24 protein-coding genes are annotated in these 21,255 nt (G+C 73.1%); 13 read left to right on the top strand and 11 right to left on the bottom strand.

The features are described from left to right. Window positions 1–45 precede the first annotated feature (45 nt). Window positions 46–210 (bottom strand): hypothetical protein, encoded by a 165-nt coding sequence (locus tag VGD85_RS06805; RefSeq protein ID WP_331062689.1) that lies wholly within the window; start codon window positions 208–210, stop codon window positions 46–48. Between the two features lie 56 nt (window positions 211–266). Then, the gene (locus VGD85_RS06810; RefSeq protein ID WP_331062690.1) at window positions 267–2,423 is read right to left on the bottom strand and encodes an MMPL family transporter; all 2,157 of its coding nucleotides are present in this window, start codon (window positions 2,421–2,423) and stop codon (window positions 267–269) included. A gap of 123 nt (window positions 2,424–2,546) precedes the next feature. On the opposite strand from VGD85_RS06810, the gene trxA reads away from it, so the two are divergent. The 4 genes from trxA (at window position 2,547) to VGD85_RS06830 (ending at window position 4,268) form a co-directional block, all read left to right on the top strand. Then, entirely contained in the window at window positions 2,547–2,927 is a 381-nt protein-coding gene (trxA, locus tag VGD85_RS06815) for a thioredoxin (RefSeq protein WP_331062691.1), read from the top strand. Then, window positions 2,924–3,331, top strand: a complete 408-nt coding sequence (locus VGD85_RS06820; RefSeq protein WP_331062692.1) for a DUF302 domain-containing protein — start codon at window positions 2,924–2,926, stop codon at window positions 3,329–3,331. Before trxA ends, VGD85_RS06820 begins: the two co-directional genes overlap by 4 nt. 1 nt (window position 3,332) lies before the next feature. Continuing rightward, entirely contained in the window at window positions 3,333–3,596 is a 264-nt protein-coding gene (locus VGD85_RS06825) for a metal-sensitive transcriptional regulator (RefSeq protein WP_331062693.1), read from the top strand. A gap of 123 nt (window positions 3,597–3,719) precedes the next feature. Then, the gene (locus VGD85_RS06830; RefSeq protein ID WP_331062694.1) at window positions 3,720–4,268 is read left to right on the top strand and encodes a TetR/AcrR family transcriptional regulator; all 549 of its coding nucleotides are present in this window, start codon (window positions 3,720–3,722) and stop codon (window positions 4,266–4,268) included. On the opposite strand, the gene VGD85_RS06835 is transcribed toward VGD85_RS06830, so the two are convergent. Next, the gene (locus VGD85_RS06835; protein WP_331062695.1) at window positions 4,261–4,920 is read right to left on the bottom strand and encodes an SWIM zinc finger family protein; all 660 of its coding nucleotides are present in this window, start codon (window positions 4,918–4,920) and stop codon (window positions 4,261–4,263) included. The genes VGD85_RS06830 and VGD85_RS06835 overlap by 8 nt on opposite strands. An 8-nt stretch (window positions 4,921–4,928) precedes the next feature. Next, window positions 4,929–7,622, bottom strand: coding sequence for a DEAD/DEAH box helicase (locus tag VGD85_RS06840; protein ID WP_331062696.1), 2,694 nt, complete (start codon window positions 7,620–7,622; stop codon window positions 4,929–4,931). Between the two features lie 60 nt (window positions 7,623–7,682). Here VGD85_RS06840 and VGD85_RS06845 point away from each other — a divergent pair, with 60 nt between their 5' ends. Next, complete coding sequence (locus VGD85_RS06845) at window positions 7,683–8,171, top strand: glutathione peroxidase (RefSeq protein ID WP_331062697.1); 489 nt, start codon at window positions 7,683–7,685, stop codon at window positions 8,169–8,171. Window positions 8,172–8,518: 347 nt separating this feature from the next. Here the strand turns inward: VGD85_RS06845 and VGD85_RS06850 are convergent, their stop codons facing one another. The 3 genes from VGD85_RS06850 to VGD85_RS06860 form a co-directional block, all read right to left on the bottom strand. Further along, window positions 8,519–9,199, bottom strand: coding sequence for a hypothetical protein (locus VGD85_RS06850; protein WP_331062698.1), 681 nt, complete (start codon window positions 9,197–9,199; stop codon window positions 8,519–8,521). A 34-nt stretch (window positions 9,200–9,233) separates the two neighbouring features. Then, complete coding sequence (locus tag VGD85_RS06855; RefSeq protein ID WP_331062699.1) at window positions 9,234–10,334, bottom strand: alpha/beta hydrolase; 1,101 nt, start codon at window positions 10,332–10,334, stop codon at window positions 9,234–9,236. Window positions 10,335–10,397: 63 nt separating this feature from the next. Continuing rightward, the gene (locus tag VGD85_RS06860; protein WP_331062700.1) at window positions 10,398–12,506 is read right to left on the bottom strand and encodes a RecQ family ATP-dependent DNA helicase; all 2,109 of its coding nucleotides are present in this window, start codon (window positions 12,504–12,506) and stop codon (window positions 10,398–10,400) included. Window positions 12,507–12,708: 202 nt separating this feature from the next. Here VGD85_RS06860 and VGD85_RS06865 point away from each other — a divergent pair, with 202 nt between their 5' ends. From VGD85_RS06865 to VGD85_RS06880, 4 genes are all read left to right on the top strand, one after another. Next, complete coding sequence (locus VGD85_RS06865; RefSeq protein ID WP_331062701.1) at window positions 12,709–13,758, top strand: serine/threonine-protein kinase; 1,050 nt, start codon at window positions 12,709–12,711, stop codon at window positions 13,756–13,758. Between the two features lie 101 nt (window positions 13,759–13,859). Further along, window positions 13,860–14,483 carry a hypothetical protein gene (locus VGD85_RS06870; protein WP_331062702.1) on the top strand — a complete coding sequence of 208 codons (624 nt, stop codon included), beginning with the start codon at window positions 13,860–13,862 and terminating at the stop codon, window positions 14,481–14,483. 1 nt (window position 14,484) lies between these two features. Continuing rightward, complete coding sequence (locus VGD85_RS06875) at window positions 14,485–15,546, top strand: SGNH/GDSL hydrolase family protein (RefSeq protein WP_331062703.1); 1,062 nt, start codon at window positions 14,485–14,487, stop codon at window positions 15,544–15,546. A 44-nt stretch (window positions 15,547–15,590) separates the two neighbouring features. Next, window positions 15,591–15,866 (top strand): hypothetical protein, encoded by a 276-nt coding sequence (locus VGD85_RS06880; protein WP_331062704.1) that lies wholly within the window; start codon window positions 15,591–15,593, stop codon window positions 15,864–15,866. Between the two features lie 44 nt (window positions 15,867–15,910). Here VGD85_RS06880 and VGD85_RS06885 read toward each other — a convergent pair whose 3' ends face one another. Beyond that, the gene (locus VGD85_RS06885; RefSeq protein ID WP_331062705.1) at window positions 15,911–16,546 is read right to left on the bottom strand and encodes an A24 family peptidase; all 636 of its coding nucleotides are present in this window, start codon (window positions 16,544–16,546) and stop codon (window positions 15,911–15,913) included. Between the two features lie 5 nt (window positions 16,547–16,551). Further along, window positions 16,552–16,914 carry a DUF192 domain-containing protein gene (locus tag VGD85_RS06890; RefSeq protein WP_331062706.1) on the bottom strand — a complete coding sequence of 121 codons (363 nt, stop codon included), beginning with the start codon at window positions 16,912–16,914 and terminating at the stop codon, window positions 16,552–16,554. Between the two features lie 78 nt (window positions 16,915–16,992). Here VGD85_RS06890 and VGD85_RS06895 point away from each other — a divergent pair, with 78 nt between their 5' ends. The 4 genes from VGD85_RS06895 to VGD85_RS06910 all read left to right on the top strand — a co-directional run bounded on the left by VGD85_RS06895 (window position 16,993) and on the right by VGD85_RS06910 (window position 20,146). Further along, a complete protein-coding gene (locus VGD85_RS06895; RefSeq protein ID WP_331062707.1) occupies window positions 16,993–17,403 on the top strand; it encodes a hypothetical protein in 411 nt (136 codons plus the stop codon). A 222-nt stretch (window positions 17,404–17,625) separates the two neighbouring features. Then, on the top strand, window positions 17,626–18,945 hold the full coding sequence (locus VGD85_RS06900; RefSeq protein ID WP_331062708.1) for a hypothetical protein: 1,320 nt from the start codon (window positions 17,626–17,628) through the stop codon (window positions 18,943–18,945). Continuing rightward, window positions 18,942–19,577 (top strand): hypothetical protein, encoded by a 636-nt coding sequence (locus VGD85_RS06905; protein ID WP_331062709.1) that lies wholly within the window; start codon window positions 18,942–18,944, stop codon window positions 19,575–19,577. The genes VGD85_RS06900 and VGD85_RS06905 overlap by 4 nt, the downstream gene beginning before the upstream one ends. Further along, window positions 19,574–20,146, top strand: a complete 573-nt coding sequence (locus VGD85_RS06910) for a hypothetical protein (protein ID WP_331062710.1) — start codon at window positions 19,574–19,576, stop codon at window positions 20,144–20,146. The genes VGD85_RS06905 and VGD85_RS06910 overlap by 4 nt, the downstream gene beginning before the upstream one ends. Before the next feature lie 83 nt (window positions 20,147–20,229). Here VGD85_RS06910 and VGD85_RS06915 read toward each other — a convergent pair whose 3' ends face one another. Together VGD85_RS06915 and VGD85_RS06920 are read right to left on the bottom strand one after the other, a co-directional pair. Beyond that, a complete protein-coding gene (locus VGD85_RS06915) occupies window positions 20,230–20,922 on the bottom strand; it encodes a pilus assembly protein TadG-related protein (protein ID WP_331062711.1) in 693 nt (230 codons plus the stop codon). Between the two features lie 95 nt (window positions 20,923–21,017). Then, window positions 21,018–21,221 carry a hypothetical protein gene (locus tag VGD85_RS06920; RefSeq protein ID WP_331062712.1) on the bottom strand — a complete coding sequence of 68 codons (204 nt, stop codon included), beginning with the start codon at window positions 21,219–21,221 and terminating at the stop codon, window positions 21,018–21,020. Window positions 21,222–21,255 lie beyond the last annotated feature (34 nt).

A 21,255-nucleotide genomic window follows, 5' to 3' on the forward strand; every position in this document is an offset into this window, starting at 1 on the left:
CGCAGGCTCACGGCCTGCGGGCGGGGTGACCCGGGAGAAGGGAGCTCAGCCCTGTCGGCGGAACCGGTCGAACAGCCCCGGCCGGGGCTCGTTCTCGTGGCCCTGGCAGCGGTCGGCCTTCGGCACGCCCGCCATGACCTGCGAGACGTGGGCGCCGCAGCCGGACCAGCTGGCCTTGCCGCACCGGCGACAGGTGATGCGATGACACATGGTGATGAGGATCCTCTCTGTTGGGTCTGTCTGTGTCGGTCGGCGAACCGCCGAGATCAGCTGTGGGAGAAGCGGACGTCGGGCAGCACGCGCGAGAGCCAGTTCGGCACCCACCATGCGGCACGGCCGGTGAGGCGCAGCAGCACGGGCAGCAGCACCAGCCGGACCAAGAAGGCGTCCAGCAGCACGGCCACGCCGAGGACCACGCCCATCTCCTTGGGCGGGAGCGGTCCGGAGAGCGCGAAGGTGAAGAACACCGCGACCATCACCGCGCCGGCGGCGAAGATCACCCGGCCCGAGTGCGCGATCGATCCGACCATGGCCTCCCGCGGGTCGCCGGAGTGCTCGTAGTGCTCCTTCGCCGAGGCCAGCAGGAACACCGTGTAGTCCATCGCGATCGCGAAGATCATCGCGAAGAAGAACACCGGCGCCCAGGCGTCGAGGAAGCCCTGGTGCTCGAAGCCGAGCAGGTCCGAGCCGTAGCCCTCCTGGAAGATCAGCCGCGCGACACCGAAGGCCGCAGCGGTCGACAGCAGGCTGGCCAGCGTGCCGAGCAGCGCGATCAGCGGCGCCTGGAGCGCGACCAGCAGGAGCAGGAAGCCGAGCGCCAGGATCACGCCGATCACGAGCGGCGTCGAGTCGTCGAGCTGCGACTTCAGGTCGAGGTTCTCGACCGCGGCGCCACCGACGACGGCGGACTCGGGCAGGTCGGCGCGCAGCCGGTCGACGGTCTGGCCGAGCTCCGGGTCGGACGGGTCCACCGTCGGCACGGCCTGGATCAGCACGTGGTCGGTGCCGTCGGGGGCCGCCATGGGCGGCATGGCCGCGGCGATGCCGGGGTCGGAGGTGAGGGCGTCGTACGTCGCCTCCGCCTCGTCGGAGCTCGCCACGACCTGGAGCGCACCCGGCGCTCCCTCGCCGAAGTTCTGCTGCACGATGTCATAGCCGACCCGGGCGCTCGCGTCCTCCGGCAGCACCTTGATCGACGGCATCGCGGTCTTCAGGCCGAAGATCGGCGCGGCCAGCGCGAGCAGGACGACGAGGGCCGCCAGGCCGAACGCGAACGGCCGCTTCCACAGCCGCTCGCCCCACGCGGCGAACTTCGGCGAGCGGTGCTCACCGGTGTGCACCCACGGCAGCGCGAGCTTGTTGATGCGCTGGTCGAGCTTGTGCAGCACCAACGGCAACAGGGTGAGCGTCGCTCCCAGCACGAAGATCACCGAGAGCATGATGCCTCCGGCCATCGACCGGAAGGCCGGCGCCGGGACCAGCATGACGGCGGAGAGCGAGATCAGCACGGTGGCGCCGGACAGCAGCACCGCCTTGCCCGCGGTGTCCATCGTCTCGGCGATCGCCTGGCGCGGGCTCTCGTGGTGACCCATGCGGGCCGCCCGGAAGCGCACGACCATGAACAGCGCGTAGTCGATGCCGAGGGCGAGCGCGAACATCATCGCGAAGTTCATCGCCCAGATGGAGACGGGCACGACCTGGTTGATCAGCACCAGCGAGCCGGCCGAGGCCACCAGGCCGGCGAGCGTCAGGATCAGCGGCAGGCCCGCGGCGACGAGCGCGCCGAACGCCAGCACGAGGATGGCCAGGGTCACCGGCCACGAGAACATCTCCGACTTCAGCATCGCGTCGAGGTTGGCCTCGTTGAAGTCCGACCACAGCAGCGAGGCACCCGTCGGGTTCACCTGCACGCCGTCGGCCGACAGGTCCTCCAGCGGACCCTTGAGGTCGTCGGCCACGCGCACCATGTCGTTGGGGTCCGCGCCGGCGCCGGCCAGCAGGACGGCCGTCGAGCCGTCCTGGCTGAGCGTCGCACCCTCCTGGGGCTGGACGACCTCGGCGATCCGGCTGTCCTCCTCGAGCAGGGCGGTGGCGCGCGCCAGGATCTCCTTGCCGGCGCCTTGGGTCACGGGGCCGTCGTTGCTGCGCACGACGACCTGGATCGCGGAGCTGGCGTTGCCGCCGAAGTGCTCCTGGGCGAGCTCGCGGACGGCCACGGACTCCGAGCCGTCGGCCTGCCAACCGGCACCGGACAGCTCGGCCTCGACCTTCGGCGCGAAGGCGCCGAGGCCGACGATGATCAGCAGCCAGACGACGGCGGTCATGCGGGTGTGGTGGGTGACCCACACACCGAGGCGGCCCAGCGGGCCGGGGCGGTAGCCGATCTCGGGATCGACGTCGGGGGGCGTCGTGATGGTCGACATGGGGAAAGAAACTCTCACTCTCGGGGTTTCGGTGCATGGTCGGAATACCCCGGGGGGTATCCGTCGTTCGGAACCATAACACCCCCGGGGGTATCGTATTCCCGGGACGAACAGAGGAGAGACATGACCACCACCGCCCTGACTTCCGCCGTGTTCGAGGAGACCGTGACCGGGAACGACATCGTCCTGGTCGACTTCTGGGCCTCCTGGTGCGGACCCTGCCGCCAGTTCGCCCCGGTCTTCGAGGCCGCGTCGGAGAATCACCCGGATGTGGTATTCGGCAAGGTCGACACCGAGGCCGAGCGCGACCTCGCCGCGGCCGCCCAGATCACCTCGATCCCGACGCTGATGGCCTTCCGCGAGGGCGTGCTCGTCTTCGCGCAGCCGGGGGCGCTGCCCGCCACCGCGCTCGAGCAGGTCATCAGCGCGGTCCGCGAGCTCGACATGGACGACGTCCGCGCGCAGCTGGCCGCCCAGGGCCAGGGACAGGAGGGACAGCAGTGAGCTTCACGCTGAGCACGACCGTCGAGCGGCCGTACGACGACACCGTCGCCGCGGTCCGCGCGGCACTGGGCGACCAGGGCTTCGGCGTCCTCACCGAGATCGACCTCAAGGCGACACTGGCGGCCAAGCTCGGCGTCGACGTACCCCCGCAGGTCATCCTCGGCGCCTGCCGCCCGCAGCTGGCCCACCGTGCGCTCGAGGTCGACCCGTCCATCGCAGCCGTCCTGCCCTGCAACGTCGTCGTCCGCTCGGTCGGCGAGACCACCACGCTCGTCGAGGCGTTCGACCCGGACGCCATGATGGGCCTCGCGGGCGACGGCCTCACCGACGTCGCCGCGGAGGCCCGGGAGCGGCTGTCCGCCGCGCTCGCCGCACTGACCCCACCATCGGCCGAGGAGAACTGAGATGGAGCTCGATCCGCAGGAGATGTCGCCGGTCATCAACCGCATCAAGCGCGCCCAGGGCCAGCTGGCCGGCGTACTGCGGATGCTCGAGGACGGCCGCGACTGCGAGGACGTCGTCACGCAGCTCGCGGCCGTCTCCCGGGCGCTGGATCGGGCCGGGTTCGCGATCGTCGCGACCGGCCTCCAGCAGTGCCTGGCCGCCGGCGAGGGCGTCGACAGCCTCGACGCCAAGAAGATGGAGAAGCTCTTCCTCTCCCTCGCCTGAGGCCCCCTCCCCGGGAAACTGGCGCCGACTCGACCGCCCTCCCGGGGAAACTGGCGCCGACTCGACGGCCCGTTCTGGGAAACTGGCGCCGGCTCGGCGGTTAACGGGTACTAACCTTCAGGCATGAGCCGCCGCGACCAGATCCTCGCCACGGCGGCCGAGCTGTTCGCGGCGCGTGGCTTCCACGGCGTGTCCGTGGCCGACCTGGGTGCGGCGTGCGGGATCTCCGGGCCGGCGCTCTACAAGCACTTCCCGTCCAAGCGGGCCGTGCTCGCCGAGATGCTGGTCGCGATCAGCGAGGAGCTGCTGCAGGTCGGGGCCGAGCGGGCCGAGGCCGCGGCCGGGCCGCGTCGCGCGCTCGCCGCGCTGGTCGACTGGCACGTCGACTTCGCGCTGCGCCACCGCGCGCTGATCATCGTCCAGGACCGCGACTGGGAGGCGCTGCCGCAGGAGGCGCGCGAGCGGGTCCGCGCCCTGCAGCGCGAGTACGTCGACCTCTGGGCCGCGCAGCTGCGCCTCGACGACCCGGCCCTCGACCTGCCGACGGCTCGGGCGATGGCGCACGCGGCCTTCGGCCTGATCAACTCCACCCCGCGCAGCGGCCGGCTGCCCGACGACGCGATGCGCGGACTCCTCAGCCGGATGGCGCTGGGATCGCTCGGGGTCAGCTGACCTCGGGCTGGTGCTCCAGCAGCCGCGCGGCGTACAGCGCCGCCTCGACCGCGGCCTCCAGGTCGGGATCGTCCGCGTCCTCCGCGTGCGGGTCGCCGCCCGGTGCGACGGTCCGCGCATGCAGGCGCGCGAGCAGGTCGTCGCGGGGCAGGCCCCGCAGCTGCAGCAGCAGGAACGGGTCGGCGTCGACCAGCCACGCCAGCTGGTGCAGCACCGCGAGCGCATGCACGCACGGATCGGTCCAGTGCTCGCACGTGCACGAGGACCCCAGCTCGCCGCCGTAGGGCAGCAGCTCGACCCCGGCCTCCTCGGCGTGCTCGACCAGACCGTGCGGCAGCTCCCCGGCCAGCAGCGCCGCGATCCGGCCGGACTCGGCGGCCACCGTCTCCACCAGCGCGTCCACGTCGGCCGGGTCGAGCACCGGCACGGTGCCCTCGACGGTCCACAGCCCGCGCCGGTCCTCGACCGACGCCACGAAGCGGCCCGGCTCGGTGCCGATCTGCCCGACCTGGCCGGCGCGGGCGATCGCCCGCGAGGCGACCAGCTCGGCGTCGGCGTACGCCGCCTCGTCGACGGCGCGCACCCACGCCTTGCCCCACCACGTCGTGGCCCGCACCGCCGAGCGGCGGGGCGCCAGGCGGGGGTGCAGCACGGTCGGGTTCATCGGTCCGGGCGCAGGGCGACGAAGTCGCGCAGCTCGTCGTCGCTCAGCTCGGTCAGCGCGGCCTCGCCGCGGGAGAGCACCGCGTCGGCGAGCGCCCGCTTGCGCGTGAGCAGCTCGGCGACCTTGTCCTCGACGGTGCCGCGGGTGATCATCCGGTGCACCTGCACCGGCTTGGTCTGCCCGATCCGGTAGGCGCGGTCGGTGGCCTGCTCCTCCACGGCCGGGTTCCACCACCGGTCGACGTGCACGACGTGGTCGGCACGGGTGAGGTTGAGGCCGGTGCCCCCGGCCTTGAGCGAGAGCAGGAACACCGGGACCGCGCCGTCCTGGAAGCGGGCGACCATCGCCTCGCGCTCGCGCACGGGGGTGCCGCCGTGCAGCAGTTGGTGGGGTACGCCGGCGCGCGCCAGGTGGCCCTCGAGCAGTCGCGCCATCGCGACGTACTGGGTGAACACCAGCACCGCGCCGTCCTCGGCGAGGACGGTCCCGACGAGCTCGTCGAGCAGGTCGACCTTCTCGGAGCGCCCGGACAGCCGGGCGCCGGAGCGCTTGAGGAACTGGTCGGGGTGGTTGCAGATCTGCTTGAGGCCGGTCAGCAGCATCAGCACCAGTCCGCGCCGCGATGCCGGGTCACTGGGGTCGGCGCGCTCGATGCGTGCCATGGTGTCGCGCACGAACGACTCGTAGAGCACCACCTGCTCGCGGGTCAGGCTGAGCCGGTGGTCGGTCTCGGTCTTGGGCGGCAGCTCGGGGGCGATGCCGGGATCGGACTTGCGCCGGCGCAGCAGGAACGGCCCGATCAGGTCGGCGAACCGGCGGGCCTTGGTCGGCTCGAGCCCGGACTCGATCGGCCCGGCCCAGACCTTGCGGAACGCGTTGCGGCTGCCGAGCAACCCGGGCGTGGTCCAGTCGAGGATCGCCCACAGCTCGGTGAGGTTGTTCTCGACCGGGGTGCCGGTCAGCGCGACCCGGGCGGCGCTCTCGATCGAGCGCAGCGCCCGCGCCGTCGAGGTGCGCGGGTTCTTCACGTGCTGGGCCTCGTCGGCCACCACGAGGTCCCACCGCACCGAGCCGAGCGACTCGGCGTCACGCCGCATCGTGCCGTACGTCGTGAGCACGAACCCGTCACCGGCCAGCGACACATCCCGCGCGCTGCCGTGGAACCGCACCACCGGCACGCCGGGCGCGAACCGGCGGATCTCGTCCTCCCAGTTGCCGAGCAGGCTGGCCGGGCACACGACGAGGGTCGGCCCGGAGCAGCCGGCCTCGCGGCGGTGCAGGTGCAGCGCGATCAGCGTGACGGTCTTGCCCAGGCCCATGTCGTCGGCGAGGCAGGCCCCGAGCCCCAGCGAGGTCATCTCGGCGAGCCAGGTCAGCCCGTGGCGCTGGTAGTCGCGCAACGTCGCCCGCAGCGCGGCGGGCGGCTCGACCGGCGACCGGGTCGCGGCGTTCAGGAGCCGGTCGCGGACCGTCAGCAGGCTCGCCCCGACGACGACCTCGTGATCGCTGTCGGCGACCTGCACCGACCCGGTGAGCGCGGCGGCCACGGCCTCGGCCGGCTTGACCGTGCGGATCAGCCGCCGGCGCGCCTTGCGCGCGATCGCCGGGTCGACCACGGTCCATGCGCCGCGCAGCCGCAGCAGCGGCGAGGCGGACCGGGCGAGCTGGTCCATCTCCTCGGCGGTGAGCGGGTCGCCGTGCAGCGCGATCTGCCAGTTGAACGCGAACAGCGCCTCGGTGCCGAGCACCGGCTCGTTGAGCGGCTCCTCGCGCGGCTCGGCCGGCGCCCGGTCGAGGACGGTGGTGGCCGTCAGGTCGCGACCGAGCGAGCGCGGCCACAGCACGTCGATGCCGGCCGCTCGGAGGGCGCCCACGCCCTCGTCGAGGAGGCTGACGAGCTCGTCGGTGTCGAGGGCCAGCTCGTCGGGCACGCGCAGCTCCAGGAGGCGGTCGAGCACCGGCCACGCCTCGGCCGCGGCACGCAGCGCGATCGTCGCGTGGGTGCGGGCCCGCTCGCCGAAGCCGTGCTCCTCGGGCGTCCCGGTCCACAGCAGCGCGAGGTCGCAGAGGTGGAGCGGGTTCTGCTCGTCGTGCGCCTGCGGCACGAGGCGTACGGCGCCTCCGACCAGCTCCTCCTCGTCGGCCTCGACCCGCAGCGAGATCGTGACGAGCTGCGGCAGCTCGCGCGCGTCGACGCGCCGGTGGCGCTCCAGCCGCGCCTGCAGGCGCTCCTCGAAGGTCGGGCGGCGCTCGCGCGGCGGGGTCGTCGCGCTCGTCGGCGGATGCGGCCGACCATGAGCCGGCCCCCGCGGCTGGGTGCGCGGCATCGCGTCCGCGACCGCGTCGAGGAGGTCACGGACCAGCCGCTCGTCGTCGGCGCCGGCGCGTGCGAGCATCGCGATCCGGTGCTCGTCGTCGTCGTCGAGGCCGGAGACCCGCCAGGCGGGCGGGCTGCCGGCCGGGGCGAACTTGCCCGCGGCCACGAGCCGCAGCCCGAGCAGGGCCGCGCCCGACAGCACGCCCACGGTCGGGTGCAGGTCGTCACGCGAGCGGGCCTTGGTGAGCACCGGCAGCGCCGCCCGGATCGGCAGGCTGACCGTGCGTCGCTCGTCGGTGAACTCCACGACGCCCTCCCGGGGCGGGTCGGCGGCACGGAAGGTGGCCGGGCCGGTGACCGGGACGAAGCTCACGCTGTGACCGTAGTCGGCGACACCGACGGGGCGCTTCGGGGCGCCACGTAGCCTGCTGGCATGAGCATCCTCGACGCCCCCATCGCGCGCCTGGACGGCACCCCCACCACCCTCGGCGAGATCACCGGCGGCCGGCCCGCGCTCCTCGTCAACGTGGCGAGCAAGTGCGGGCTGACCCCGCAGTACACCGGCCTCGAGGAGCTCCACGAGCAGCACGCGGCCCGCGGCTTCTCGGTGGTCGGCCTGCCCTGCAACCAGTTCGGCGGCCAGGAGCCGGGGTCCTCGGAGGAGATCGCCGAGTTCTGCTCCGCGACGTACGGCGTGACGTTCCCGATGACCGAGAAGATCGAGGTCAACGGAGAGGGCCGGCACGAGATCTACCGCGCTCTCGTCGAGACCCCGAACGAGAACGGCGAGGCCGGCGACATCGCCTGGAACTTCGAGAAGTTCCTCGTCGACGGCGACGGTGCGGTCGTGGCCCGGTTCAGCCCCGGCGTCGAGCCCGGCGACCCGCGACTCGTCGCGGCCGTGCAGGCCCGGCTGGGGTGAGACCCGCGTCCTCCTGGTGACCGAGCGCACAGCACGCGCACGCCGGGGGAGGAAGAACGCCGGCACCAGCACCAGGGCGACCATGATGGTGGCCACCACGAACACGTGCGCGAACGCGTCGGCCAGGCCGGGGACGAACGTGGCCGGGTCGGACGGGTCGAGGTCGATGGTGCCGCAAGGTCGCCCAGCCCGACCCGGCCCTGGTCGTCGGCCACTGAGCACACCGTCCGGATAGCGGCCACGAGGGTCGACCTTCCGGACCTGTCAGCCAGAACCCGCGCGACACGCCGATGCCCACCGGCGTGTCGTGCGGGTTTCACCGGTCAGCCGGTGAAACCCGCACGCCGTCACCGACCGGCGGCACTCCGCTCCGCGAGCCGGACCGCGGCCTCGCGCACCAGCTCGGCGCGGTCGGGGTCGGCGGCGGCCTGCTCGGGGACCTCACCGCCGAGTAGACCGGCGGGCTGGGTGAGCCACGCCCACACCTTCCAGGGATCCATCCGCGCCGCGAGCAGCGGCTCGAGCACGGGGCCGAGCTCGGGCCGCAGGTTGCCGTCGGGGGTGAGCTGGAACGCCGGGACCAGGGTGCGCTCGTCGGCGGCGACCACGAGCAGCCGGTGCTCACCACCGGCCTTGTGCACCACGAACCGGGTTGCGTCGACCGAGGACTCCCGCAGCTCGGCGAGCGTCTCGTACGTGAACCACGGGCTCTCCAGGAGCTCCTGGCGCAACCGTGCCTGACGGGCGATCTGCACCAGCTGGACGGGCACGGCGTGCTTCGGCTCGGAGCCCTCGCTGCGCAGCAGCCGCTCGAGGTCGACCAGCTGGTCTCCCGACATCGGCAGCCCGGTGTGCGGGTCGGTCCACGCGACCGTCCCTCGCGCGTCGCGCGCGAAGGTCGGCAGCCCGGCGGCCGCCAGGTGGTCAGCGAGGCCGAGGGACTCGAGCCAGGCGGCGAGCCGCTCACCGAGCTCCCCCACTCGAACGTCCACCTGCGAGCCGTCGTGCGTGCCGTCCTGCGAAGTCATGCCATCAGAGTGCCGCACCCGATCCGCGGAGGCGTCATCGGTCGGCGGCCAACGCCTCGCCGAGGAAGTCCAGGACCCGCCGTTCCCACTCGTCCGGGGCCGTGCGCAGCCCCGCCACGTGGCCGGCGCCGGGGACAGTCCAGACCTCGACCGCCTCCGGGGCGGCTCGCTCGAGCCGCTCCGCGGCCAGGCCCTCGGTCTCGACGTCGCCGGCGGCCACGAGGAGGAACGAGGTCCCCCGGGCCGCCGCGGCGACGACCGAGTCACGCAACGGGGCGGGCTCGGGCGCCGGGGTCAGCAGGCCGGCCACGGCGTACGTCCCCACGTCGATCGCCTGCTGGAGGTGTCCACGGACGCCGTACGCATCCAGGTAGGCCTTGTCGGCGGCGACCCGGTTGGTGGCGCCCTCGGCCACGACCGCGCGGACGCGGTCGTCGACGCCGGCGGCCCCGATCGCCTCCTCGCCGCCCATGGACAGGCCGAGCAGCCCGATGCGGTCCGGCGCCACGCCCGGCTGAGCGACCAGGAAGTCGACGGCGGCCGCCACGTCGCGCTCGCCCCACCAGCCCAGGTCCATGCCGCGTCCGTCGCTCTCGCCGTGACCGCGGGCGTCGACGAGCAGCACGCCGTAGCCGGCCCGGGCGACCACGCCGGCCTGGTCGAGGGCGGCGGTGCGGGTCGACCCCGCGCCGTGCAGGACGACCACGGCCGCGCCGTTGCTCGGCGCCACCCACCAGGCGGCCAACGCGACGTCGTCGGAGGTCCGCAACGCGACGTCGTCGTAGGCCAGGCCGACGTCGGCCGGGGTGCGCGAGCCCAGGTCCGGCCGGGCGGGCAGACCGGCCGCGACGCCCAGTCCGACCGTCCAGGCGGCGAGGTACGTCGCGACCAGCAGCAGCGGGATCGTCAGCGCCCACCAGCGCCGCCGGGTCGAGCCGAGCAGCCGCCGGACCGACCGGACGGCGAGCAGGGCGCCGACCACCAGCAGCGCCGCCCCGACCAGGCCCAGGACACCCAAGCCCTCCTTGCGCAGGTGCGGCAGCGCGAGGCCGAGCCCGGCCGACGCGACCACGGCGGCGCCGGTGAACGCCGATCCGGCGAGGAGGATGCGCCCCCGAGGCTGCTGCTCAGGCACGACGCGACGCTAGGAGCACCCGGCGGCCCGCCGCCAGGGCAGAAGGTCCGCAGAGGTCCGTCGTCACGAGGTGGCGGCGAGCACCAGCGGCCGGACCTCCGCGGCCCCGGCCCGGCGTGCGGCGCGGGCGGCGAGCGTCAGCGTCCAGCCGGTGTCGGTGCGGTCGTCGACGAGCAGCACCCGCAACCCGTCGAGGGGCTCCTCGGTGTGCAATGCGAACCGGCGGCCGACGGCCGCCACCCGTTGCGCGGAGTTGGCGGCGCCCTGCCCGGGGCCCACGTCGGGGTTGACGATCGCCCAGCGACCGACGACCGGCACCCGGAGGTAGCGCGACAGCCCGTCGGCCAGGTCGCTCGTGAGCGTCGGGTGGGTCTCGGACTCGACGACCACGATGCCGTCCACCGGCGGGCGCCAGTCGCCGAGCACCTCCACCACCGCCCGCACCAGCGGGATCGGCACCGGACCGTCGGGCGTCGACGGACCGAAGAGCTCGCGCAGCGCGCCACCGTGGCCCAGGTCGGTGAGCCGGGCGACCGCCCGTCCCTCCTCCGCGCCCTCGGTGATCTTGCCCTTGAGCTCGATGCCGAGGTTGGCCAGCGCGGTGGGCCACATCTTGCGCGGCTCGACGACCACGCCGGGCCGCGCCAGCCGCGCACCCGCCTCCTCGACCGCGGCCGCCGAGACCTCGGTGGAGAGCTCGAGGCCCCCGCAGTTGTCGCATCGCCCGCAGTCGGCTGCTTCGGGGTCGTCGAGCTGGTCGCGCAGGAACCGCATCCGACAGGCGTCGGTCGCGATGTAGTCGAGCATGGCCTGCTGCTCGCGCTGGCGGGCCTCGGTGACGCGACGGTAGCGCTCCCCGTCGTAGGCCCACTCCCGCCCGGTGGCCTCCCAGCCGCCGCGGACGCGGCGTACGGCGCCGTCGACGTCGAGCACTTTGAGCATCGTCTCGAGGCGGGTGCGGTTGAGGTCGACGTAGGTCTCCAGCGTCGCGGTGCTCAGCGGCCGGCCCTCGGTGGCGAGCACCTCCAGCGTGCGGCGCACCTGCTCCTCGCGGGGGAAGGCCAGCGAGGCGAAGTAGGCCCAGATGTCGCGGTCCTCGATCGCGGGCAGCAGCACGACGGTCGCCTCGCTCGTGCCGCGACCCGCGCGGCCGACCTGCTGGTAGTAGGCGACCGGCGACGGCGGCGCACCCATGTTGACCACGAACCCGAGGGTGGCGTCGAAGCCCATGCCGAGCGCGCTGGTCGCGACCAGCGCCTTGACCCGGCCCTCGACGAGGTCCTGCTCGAGCGCGTGCCGCTCGGTCGGGTCCGTCTGACCGGAGTACGCCGCGACCGCGTGGCCGCGCGAGCGCAGGAAGTCGGCGATCTCCTGGGTGGCCGCGACCGTCAGGCAGTAGACGATCCCGGACCCGGGCTGGTCGGCGAGGTGGTCGGCCAGCCACGCGAGCCGCTGTTCGGCGGTCTTGAGCCGGACGACGCCCAGCCGCAGCGACTCGCGGTCGAGCGAACCGCGCAGCACGAGCACCTCGCCCATCGCGCCGTGGCCGGCGCCGAGCTGCTCGGCGACGTCGGCGGTCACGCGCGCGTTGGCGGTGGCGGTGGTCGCCAGGACCGGGATGCCGTCGGGGAGGTCGCCGAGCAGCGTGCGGATGCGGCGGTAGTCGGGGCGGAAGTCGTGGCCCCAGTCGGAGATGCAGTGCGCCTCGTCGACGACCAGCAGCCCGCAGGTCGCCGCCAGTCGCGGCAGCACCTCGTCGCGGAAGCCGGGGTTGTTGAGCCGCTCGGGGCTCACGAGCAGCACGTCGACCTCGCCCGCCGCGATCGCGGCGTGGATCGGCTCCCAGTCCTCCATGTTGGTGGAGTTGATCGTGACCGCGCGGATGCCCGCGCGCTCGGCGGCCGCGATCTGGTTGCGCATCAGTGCCAGCAGCGGCGAGACGATCACGGTCGGACCCGCGCCCTGCTCCCGCAGCAGCAGGGTCGCGACGAAGTAGACGGCCGACTTGCCCCAGCCGGTGCGCTGCACGACCAGGGCCCGCCGGCGCGCCACGGCCAGCGCCTCGATGGCCGCCCACTGGTCCTCGCGGAGCGTCGCATCGTCGCTGCCGACCAGCGCGCGCAGGTGTCCCTCGGCGCGCTGGCGTACGTCGGTCGCGGCTGGTGCGGTCATGCGGCCTGTCTACCAGCCGGCTCCGACGGGCCCCCGAGACCGGCCGTCGAGATTGGCCGTCGAGATTGATGCCCGCGCGAGGTATCTGGCCCGGCCGGCTCCGCTCCTGGTCAGCGCCGGCGCGCGCAGGCACGGGGGCGTGTGCGCGCCGGCACCCCGTAGCATGCGGCCATGCGTCCCTCGGCCCGCGCCGCGCACGTCGGTGTTGGAGCAGACGCCCGGCCAGGTCGTCTCGGTCGTCCAGGTCGTCCAGGTCGTCCAGGCGGTCGGCGTGGGTGAGGTCTTCGCACGCCGCTACGAGCTGCTCGATCCCATCGCCGACGGCGGCATGGGCTCGGTGTGGCTGGTCCGCGACCTGACCGAGGGCGACGTCAAGGTGGCGAAGCTGCTGCGCCAGAGCGACGCGGGCTCGTTGTTGCGGTTCATGCGGGAGCAGTCGACCCGCATCCACCACCCGCACGTCGTCACCCCGCTGTCCTGGGTGGGCGAGGACGACTCCGTGCTGTTCACGATGCCGCTGGTGCGCGGCGGCTCGGTGGCCGCGCTGATCGGGGACTGGGGCGCGCTGCCCGAGCAGTGGACCGTGGAGATCGTGGCGCAGGCCCTGACCGCCCTGGACGCCGTGCACGGCGCCCGCGTGGTGCACCGGGACGTGAAGCCCGCGAACCTGCTGCTCGAGCCCACCGGGCCCGGGCGGCCGCACGTCCGGCTGTCCGACTTCGGCATCGCCGCGCCCCTCGACCAGCCTCGGATGACCGTCGCCGCGACGGCGCTCGGCACGCCGGGCTACGTGGCGCCCGAGCAGCGCGCCGGCGGCGACCCCGATCCGCGTCAGGACCTCTACTCCGTCGGGATCGTCGGCCTCGAGATGCTGCTGGGACATCCGCCGCCGTTCACCCTCGACGAGCTCCCGACGACGCCACTCGCGCGGTTCCTCGCCCGGGCGTCCGATCCGGACCCCGAGCGCCGACCCGACTCCGCCGCGACGATGCTCGCCGAGCTGCGCGCCGAGTGGCCCGAGCGGCCGTGGCCGGACGGCGAGATCGAGGTCCTCGACCAGTTCGCACCGCACGGGAACACGCCCCGGTCGGCGGAGCCCCGGCTCGAGCCACCGACGACCGTGCTGCCCCGCGAGGCGCCGGCCACGCCGCCGCACCCGCGCCGGCAGCCGTCGATGGCCCCGATCGTGGCGCTCGGCATCGCCGGGGTGCTCCTGGTCCTCGCCGCCGTGGTGCTCCTCGTCGTCGGCTGATCACGCGCGTCGCGGGGTCTCGCCGCGGACCGGCGGGGTGGGACCGGCGGTAGGACCCAGGGCCCAGGAGGACGGAGCCGCTCGCGCCTAGCGTGCGCGGCATGACCAGGCGCGCAACACGCTCTCTCGGCCTCGCCGTCGCGTTGATGGGGATCGGCGTCACCATGGCCGGCTGCGGCCACGAGACCGGCACCGCAGCCGACGCCTCCAACACGGTGAGCACCGCCGACTACCTGATCACCTCCGAGGCGCTGCCGCGCGGCTGGGGCGACAGCAACTCCCAGGGCGTCGACTACCGGGTCAGCGTGTGCGGCGTCGACCTGGAGCCGACGCCACCGGTGCGCGCGACGAGCATCCGGTTCTCCGAGGGCCCACTCGGTCCGTTCCTCGAACAGCACGTCCGCGTCTACGACTCCGACGTCACGTCCGGGGTGATCGACCGGTTGCGGGAGGCGCTGCCCGGCTGCTCCGCCTACACGGTGACGGGCAGAGGGCCGGACAAGCCGACCGCGCGCTTCACCGTCGAGCCGCTCACGGTGGACGGTGCACCGGCCGACAGCGTGGCCTGGCGGCAGACTAGCCACGGCAGGCTCCCGGTCACCTCGGACTTCCTGCTGGTGCGCCGCGGCGACGCCGCGGTCATGCTGATGTCCTACGCCATCCGGCACGATCCCGACCCGCGGGTGCTCGAGCAGGCCGCCGCGGCCCTCCCCGAGGGGCAGTGAGATGGCGGCCGTCCGGCGTGACGAGCGCGGCGCGGGCACCGTCGAGTACGTCGGCGCGACGATCGCCGCCGCGATCCTGGCGCTCGGCGTCCTGGCCACCCCGGCGAGCGGCACGATCTCCAACGCCTTCGCCCAGGCGGTCTGCAGCGTCATCCAGCGCGACGGCTGCGGCGTCACACCGGGGTCCGGTGAGACGCCCCTGGAACAGGCCACGAGCGGTGACTACGTCGCGCTCGGCGACAGCTACTCCTCGGGCGAGGGTGCCTGGGACTACGAGGACGGAACGGACTTCGACGACCGCGACGACCTGTGGCCCTTCAACGACGACGAGGAGGACCACAACCGCTGCCACCGCTCCGAGAACGCGTACTCGCAGGTGGTGGCCTCCAGCAACGACTTCGCCGGCGACGTCACGTTCGTCGCCTGCTCGGGCGCCGTGATCACCGACCTCACCCACTCCAACCACGGCAACACCGGCGAGGACCCCCAGCTCGACGCCCTGGACGAGGATGTCTCGTTGGTGACGATGACGATGGGCGGCAACGACCTCGGCTTCGCCGACGTCGTCAAGGACTGCATCATCAACGGCGCGCGCGGGGTGGGGTTCGTCGACAGCTGCCAGGAGAAGCACGACCAGCGCATCGAGGACCTGCTGCCGGAGCTGGAGCAGCGCCTGATCGACCAGTACCGGGCGATCAAGGAGAAGGCGCCGAACGCGCGGGTCGTCATCATCGGCTACCCGCAGCTGTTCCCCGAGCACCCCGGCGACGACTACCACGACCTGCTCTACAAGGAGGACCAGGTCTGGATGAACGAGAAGGCCGCCGAGCTCAACGCGATGCTGCGCGACGCCGCCCGGCAGGCCGGTGTCGAGTTCGTCGATCCCACCGACATCTTCCGCGGCCACGGCATCGGCAGCGACGACCCGTGGATCAACGACCTCGACTGGGGCGGGCCGGGACTGATGATCGTCGACCCGAGCAGCTTCCACCCCAACGCGGCCGGCCACGCGGCCATCGCCCAGCTGATCCAGCAGCAGCTCGAGCACCCCGTGTACCCCTGAGCCTGCCCGTGGTTAGGGTGGCGGCCGTCGACGAGGAGGACCCGGTGAGCGCAGGCACGGTACGGACGATGGCCGCGGTGTGCCTGCTCGGCTGTGGGGTCCTCGTGCTCCACGCGCTGATCCTCGGCATGCACGTCGAGGCGACGCCGCAGGCCCTTGAGGACGCCGACCGCGGGCGCGCTGTCGGCTACCCGGCGGCCGCGGGAGCGGTGGCGGCCCTCGTGGCGATGGCCGGCGCCGGGCGGCGCTGGGGCACCGGCGCACTCGCGGTCGGCCTGGTCCTCGGGCTCCTCGCCCTGGGCCTCGACGTCCGCGGCTGATCCCCGTTGACCCGCCCGTAACTTTCGGCGGGTCAACGGCGCGGTCAGCCGGCGGCCAGCACGACGAGGTACGCCGCCGCCAGCATCGCCGGGCCGAACGGGAACGTCGCCTTGCGGCCGGCTCCGGTGCGGACGGCCACCACGACCCCGACGAGGCCACCGAGCACGAACGCGAGGAAGAACGCCGCGAACGCCGCCGCCCAGCCGAACCAGCCGGTCAGCATGCCGAGCACCCCGGCGAGCTTGACGTCGCCCAGGCCGAGCCCGGCCGGGTTCAGCATGCTCAGCACCAGGTAGACGACCCCGCTCCCGACCGCACAGGCCAGCGCCGACCCCCACGATCCCCACTGGCCCTCGGCCCAGGCACAACCCGCGAGCAGCAGCAGCCCGGCAGGATAGGCGGGCAGCGTCCAGCGGTCCGGCAGCCGGCGTACGTCGAGGTCGATCGCGGCCAGCCCGGTCATCCACACCAGGGCGAGCGCGAAGGTCGCGAGCACCGCCGGCGCGTCGGCCAGGCGCCAGCCGAGCACCGCCTCGCCGACACCGAGCACCGGCACGACCCACCACACGCGCCGCGGCGGGAGGTGGACCTCGTCGTCGTAGCGGTACCGCCGGAGGGCGAGCCAGGCCCTCAGCAGCACACCGGCCGCCAGCCCACCCGCACCGAGGGCGGCTGCCACCACCATCAGGCCTCGCCGATCTCGAGAACGGAGCCGATCTCCACACCCCACATCGCCATCGACCCGGCCGCCGCCTCGATCGTCGCGCTCGCCCGGCGTCGCGGACGCGTCATGCCCAGCCACGGCCGGAGGGTCGCGACCAGGATCACCTCACCCGACCGGTCCACCACCGCGACGTCGATGGGATAGCGCATCCCGACCATGTGCACCGAGGGGCAGCGGGTGATCCACAACGCCCCCTCGACCGCCCGCGTGCCGAGCAGGCCCTTGCGTCTGGCCCGCCCCGTCGTCGCCACGGCGAGCGGTGCGACGGGCCGCCCGTCGCAGAGCAGCGTCCGGTCGCCCGGACCGAAGACCCGGCGGCTCACCGGAGGTTTGCCGACCTCGTCACGGTGGCAGGATCCGGGCGTTCTCGGATCGCACCGGGCCACGGAACAGGAGGCGGAATGGATCGGCGTCGCGCCATCGGACTCGTGGCGGCACTCGTCCTGGGGCACTTCGCGGCCTGGATCGTGGCCGTGCTCGTGGGCCTCTCGTCGGACAGCGTGACCGCGACGGTGGTGCTCCGCACCCTGCTCGGCCTGGCCATGGTGGTCATGCTGACCCGCATCGTCATGCGGGGAGCGTACGACGACGGCACGGTGGCCACGAGGCTCGTCGTGGCAGGGGTGGTGTCCTACCTGCTCTCCCCGGTCGCCTGGATCGGCCGGGCCCTGATCGCCCAGCTGCTGCTCGATCCCGGGCCGGCGACGTTCGCCGTGGACCTGCCGATCTGGGTGGTCGCGGTCGTGCTGGCGGGCCGCTCCGTCGGCCTGCGGGAGGCGCCGGCGCAGCGTCGGCCCTACCAGATGACGTGACGCCCGGCCCGAGGTCGCGGTCGGAGGTGGCCCGGCGCCCTGGGCCCGTCGACGGGCCCGCGGACCTACGGTCACCGCCGGTCGCCGCGGGAGTCTGACAGCAGCGTGCACGCATGGGTGCCGGGACCGCCCGGCCCGACGGGAGAGGCAGAGGCCATGCTCGGGGGACACGATCCAGCAAGACGGCGGGAGCGGGGGGCCGCGACCCTCGAGACGACCGGCGTGACGATCATCGCCGCGATGCTCGTGGTCGGACTGATCGTGTCCGCCACCCCGCAGGCGCGCATCATCGGGGAGACGTTCTCCTACTACGTCTGCCAGGTGGTGACGCTCGGACAGGGTGGTTGCACGCCGCCCTCCAGCTCGCCCGAGGCCCACAAGCCCACCGACCCGTGCGTGGTGACCCAGGACGGCGTCGAGCGCAACGCGAAGGTCTCGGTGCTGGTCGTCACCGCGTCCGACGGTCGACGCATCGAGATCCAGCGGCTCAGCAACGGCGAGTACCGCGTCACCGTGACCGACACCGGTGGCGCCGGTGCCGAGGTCGGGGTCGGAGGCGGGTTGACCGTGACGGTCGCCGACACCACCGTCGGCGGCAGCGCGACCGCCAACGCCGGTGCGTCCTTGGACATCAAGGACGGCGACGTCTACTACACCGACAAGGACGGCATCGACGACCTGATGAACGCCCTCCTCCAGGACCAGGTCAAGGACGCCACCGTCGGGGACAGCGGGCCCATTCGCTGGGTCACCGACCAGGCGACCGACCTGGTCGGCATCGGGCACGACCTCCCCGATCCCGACGAGACGTACGCCGAGGGCGGGGTCTCCCTCAACGCCAGCGCCCAGGCGACCGCACTGACCGAGAGCGCCAACGCCGGCCTCTCGGAGTCGGCGCTGCTCGGTGTGCGACACAACCGCAACGGCTCGACGACGGTCTACCTCACCACGACGGTCTCGGGCGAGGCTGGCCTGCAGGGGCTGGGCATCGACACCGAGGGCAACCCCCAGTTCCAGGGCGCGAAGCTGGAGGGCAAGCTCCAGGTCGTCACCGCGGTCACCCTGGACGCCGAAGGCAACATGACCCAGGTGCAGGCCACCGCCAGTGCCGGCGGCACCTCCACCGGTCTCGCGACCGCCTTGTTCGGCGGCAGCGGTGACGCCGCCTGGACCAACCAGCAGTCCGGCCTCCACGTCTGGCAGGCGACGCTGCCGATCAAGGACTCCGCCGACCAGACGACGGCCAGTCAGTTCCTGCTCGCCCAGGGAGTCGGCTCGCTCGGGGCCTGGACCAACCCGCTGCTGGGGACCGCGGCGGCCATCGGCACCCAGAACTTCTTCGACGCCGTGCGCAACCACGGCACGCTCACCCAACAGACCTACGACACCAACTCCAGCACCGTCTTCGGGGTCGATGCCGCCCTCGAGTTGGGTGTCGAGGTGGGGGTGTCCGGCAACGTCAAGACCGACTCGATGACCACGACCGGCGCGCAATACTGGGACGGCAGCCAGTGGGTCGATTGGGAGGAGTGCGCCGCATGATCCGACGTCTGGCCGCCGTCTCGGGAGCCCTCACCCTCGCCCTCGCGCTCACGGCGTGCGGGGGCGACGGCGGGGACGAGCCGAAGACGGCCGACGACCCGTACCTGCCGACCGGGAGCCCGAGCGTGACGGTGACGATGACGAGCCCGCCCGCCGACTACTCGACGGTCAGCGGCGAGGGGTTCTCGATCAGCGCTCCCGGGGAGTTCCAGCAGCGCCGCCTCACCAGCGCCGACGGCGAGCCGATGCTCGTGCTCGAGAAGCCGTCGTCGATCGAGGCCATCCCCCAGCGCGTCGTGGTGATCCGCGACGTCGACCCGCAGCAGTCGGCCGCCGAGCAGTCGTTCGCGCTGGAGTCGGTCAAGGCCGCGGGCGGACCGGCCGGGGACGCCGAGCGCTCCCAGGTCGACGTACCCGGAGACGCGGGCCCCGCCTTCCTCATCACCTGGAAGGAGGAGCGGCCGGCCGAGGGGGCCTCGACCGTCCAGGTCACCTACTGGCAGCTGATGGAGCAGGTCGGCAAGGACCTGATCATCAACGTCGTGGCGTTCGCGCCGACCTCCGAGTTCGAGACCTCCGAGGTGAGCAAGATCCTGCGCACGTTCGTCGCCGACGACTCGCAGGTCGCATGAGGCTCAGCTCCGCACAGCGCCAGACCCTCCGGGCCGGCGCGGTCCTGCTGATGCTGTGTGGCGTGGGGCTCGCCGTCTTCGCCGCGCTCTACAGTCCGCAGTCGACCGGTTCCGGCGACCTGACGGTCGTGGACGACCCGACCTCGTTCAAGCTCCCCGACCCCGGTCTGTTCAGCGGTGAGGTGATCGTCTACGGCCACGGCACCGGCGAGCAGAGTCCCCAGGACCTCGGCTGCCGGTTGCTCGGACGCTCCGGTGACGAGCAGAGCAGCGCGAAGATGAGCGAGCTCGCCGTCCTCACGCTCGACCCGGTCACCGTCGACGGCCAGCGCCTGGAGCCGCTCTTCGCGGTGCGCTCCTATCCGCAGGGCGCGACGATCAGCTGCTCCCAGGGCCAGGCGGCGGCGCCGATCGCGATCACCGACGAGTCGACCTTCGGCCGGCTGGGCACGTTGGTCCGGGTGTTCGCCGGCGGGCTCGCACTGGTGTGCGTCGTGGTCGGCGTGACGGTCTGGTTCGCGTTCCGGCCCCCACGTCGCGACCTACCCCGGCAGGCCTTCCCGTCCTGACCGGTGCACCGCACGGACATGACGCCCTCCCGGGGTCCCCGGGAGGGCGTCGTGTCGGTGCGGCCACCGCTCACTCGATGAGCTCAGTCGACCAGGCGGGGCTCCAGGCCGTGGACGTCGACGTCGACGAGCGACAGCAGGCCGCTCTCGCCGCCGATGACGAAGTGGGCCACGATCGGTCCGCAGGTCAGCGTGGTCCCGATGTCCGGCGGCGGAGGCGGCGGCGTCGGGCTCGGCGGCGGCCCGCTCGGATCGTCGTCGGGGGGCTCGGTGGGCGTGGGCGTGGGCGTCGGGCTGGGGCTCGGTGGCGGGTCGTCCTGCCAGGAGCAGGAGCCGACGTCGAAACCGGTGCTGGCCACGGCGTCTGCGACCGCGGGGCCAACGTCGTCGGAGACGGGCTCGTTCATCTCCACGGATGCCTCGACCCGGTTGTGAGCGAGGTCGAAGCAGTACGACGTCAGCGAGGCGTCGTTCTTGCCCGCGTAGGTGCTGGCCTGGCTCTGGCCCAGGCCGCAACCGACCAGGCCCTCGAAGCCGCCCTTCGAGTGCAGCATCCCCAAGATCGCCGGCAGCTCGTCGGCCAGCGCACCCGCTCCGGCGAGCGCAGCGGCGTCGGCGGCGCTCTGCGCCTGCGACTTCTCGTCGGTGCCGTGACCGAGCGCGGCCACCCCCCACAGCGCGAGCGCGATCAGGAAGGTGGACGCCATGATGATGATCGGCGTCGCGATCTGGCCGCGCTCGTCTCGGCGCCGATCACGTGCGTGCGACCGGTTCATCGACGAACTCCCCCTGGTGGTCTGGCGACTGGTGGACGTGGCGAACGCGGGCCCCGGAGTCCGGGGCCCGCGTCAGCGGCGGTGCGGAGCGGAGGTCACCCGCCGGTCACGCTGTTCACGGCGGTGGTGAAGACGCCGCCGAGGTCGATGGCGTCGGCGGCCTGCAGCACCGCGAGGGCGATGCCGGCGGCGACGATGATCATGCCGACGTACTCCAGGGTGCCCTGGCCCTTCTCGTCGTCGCGGGCCTCGAGCAGGTGGGCCTGGAGCATCAGGTAGGTCATGATGAGCTTCTGCATCTGGATCATCCTCTTTCACTGTCTCGGCCACGTC

The organism is Nocardioides sp. (assembly GCF_036401255.1).
Taxonomy (GTDB): Bacteria; Actinomycetota; Actinomycetes; order Propionibacteriales; family Nocardioidaceae; genus Nocardioides.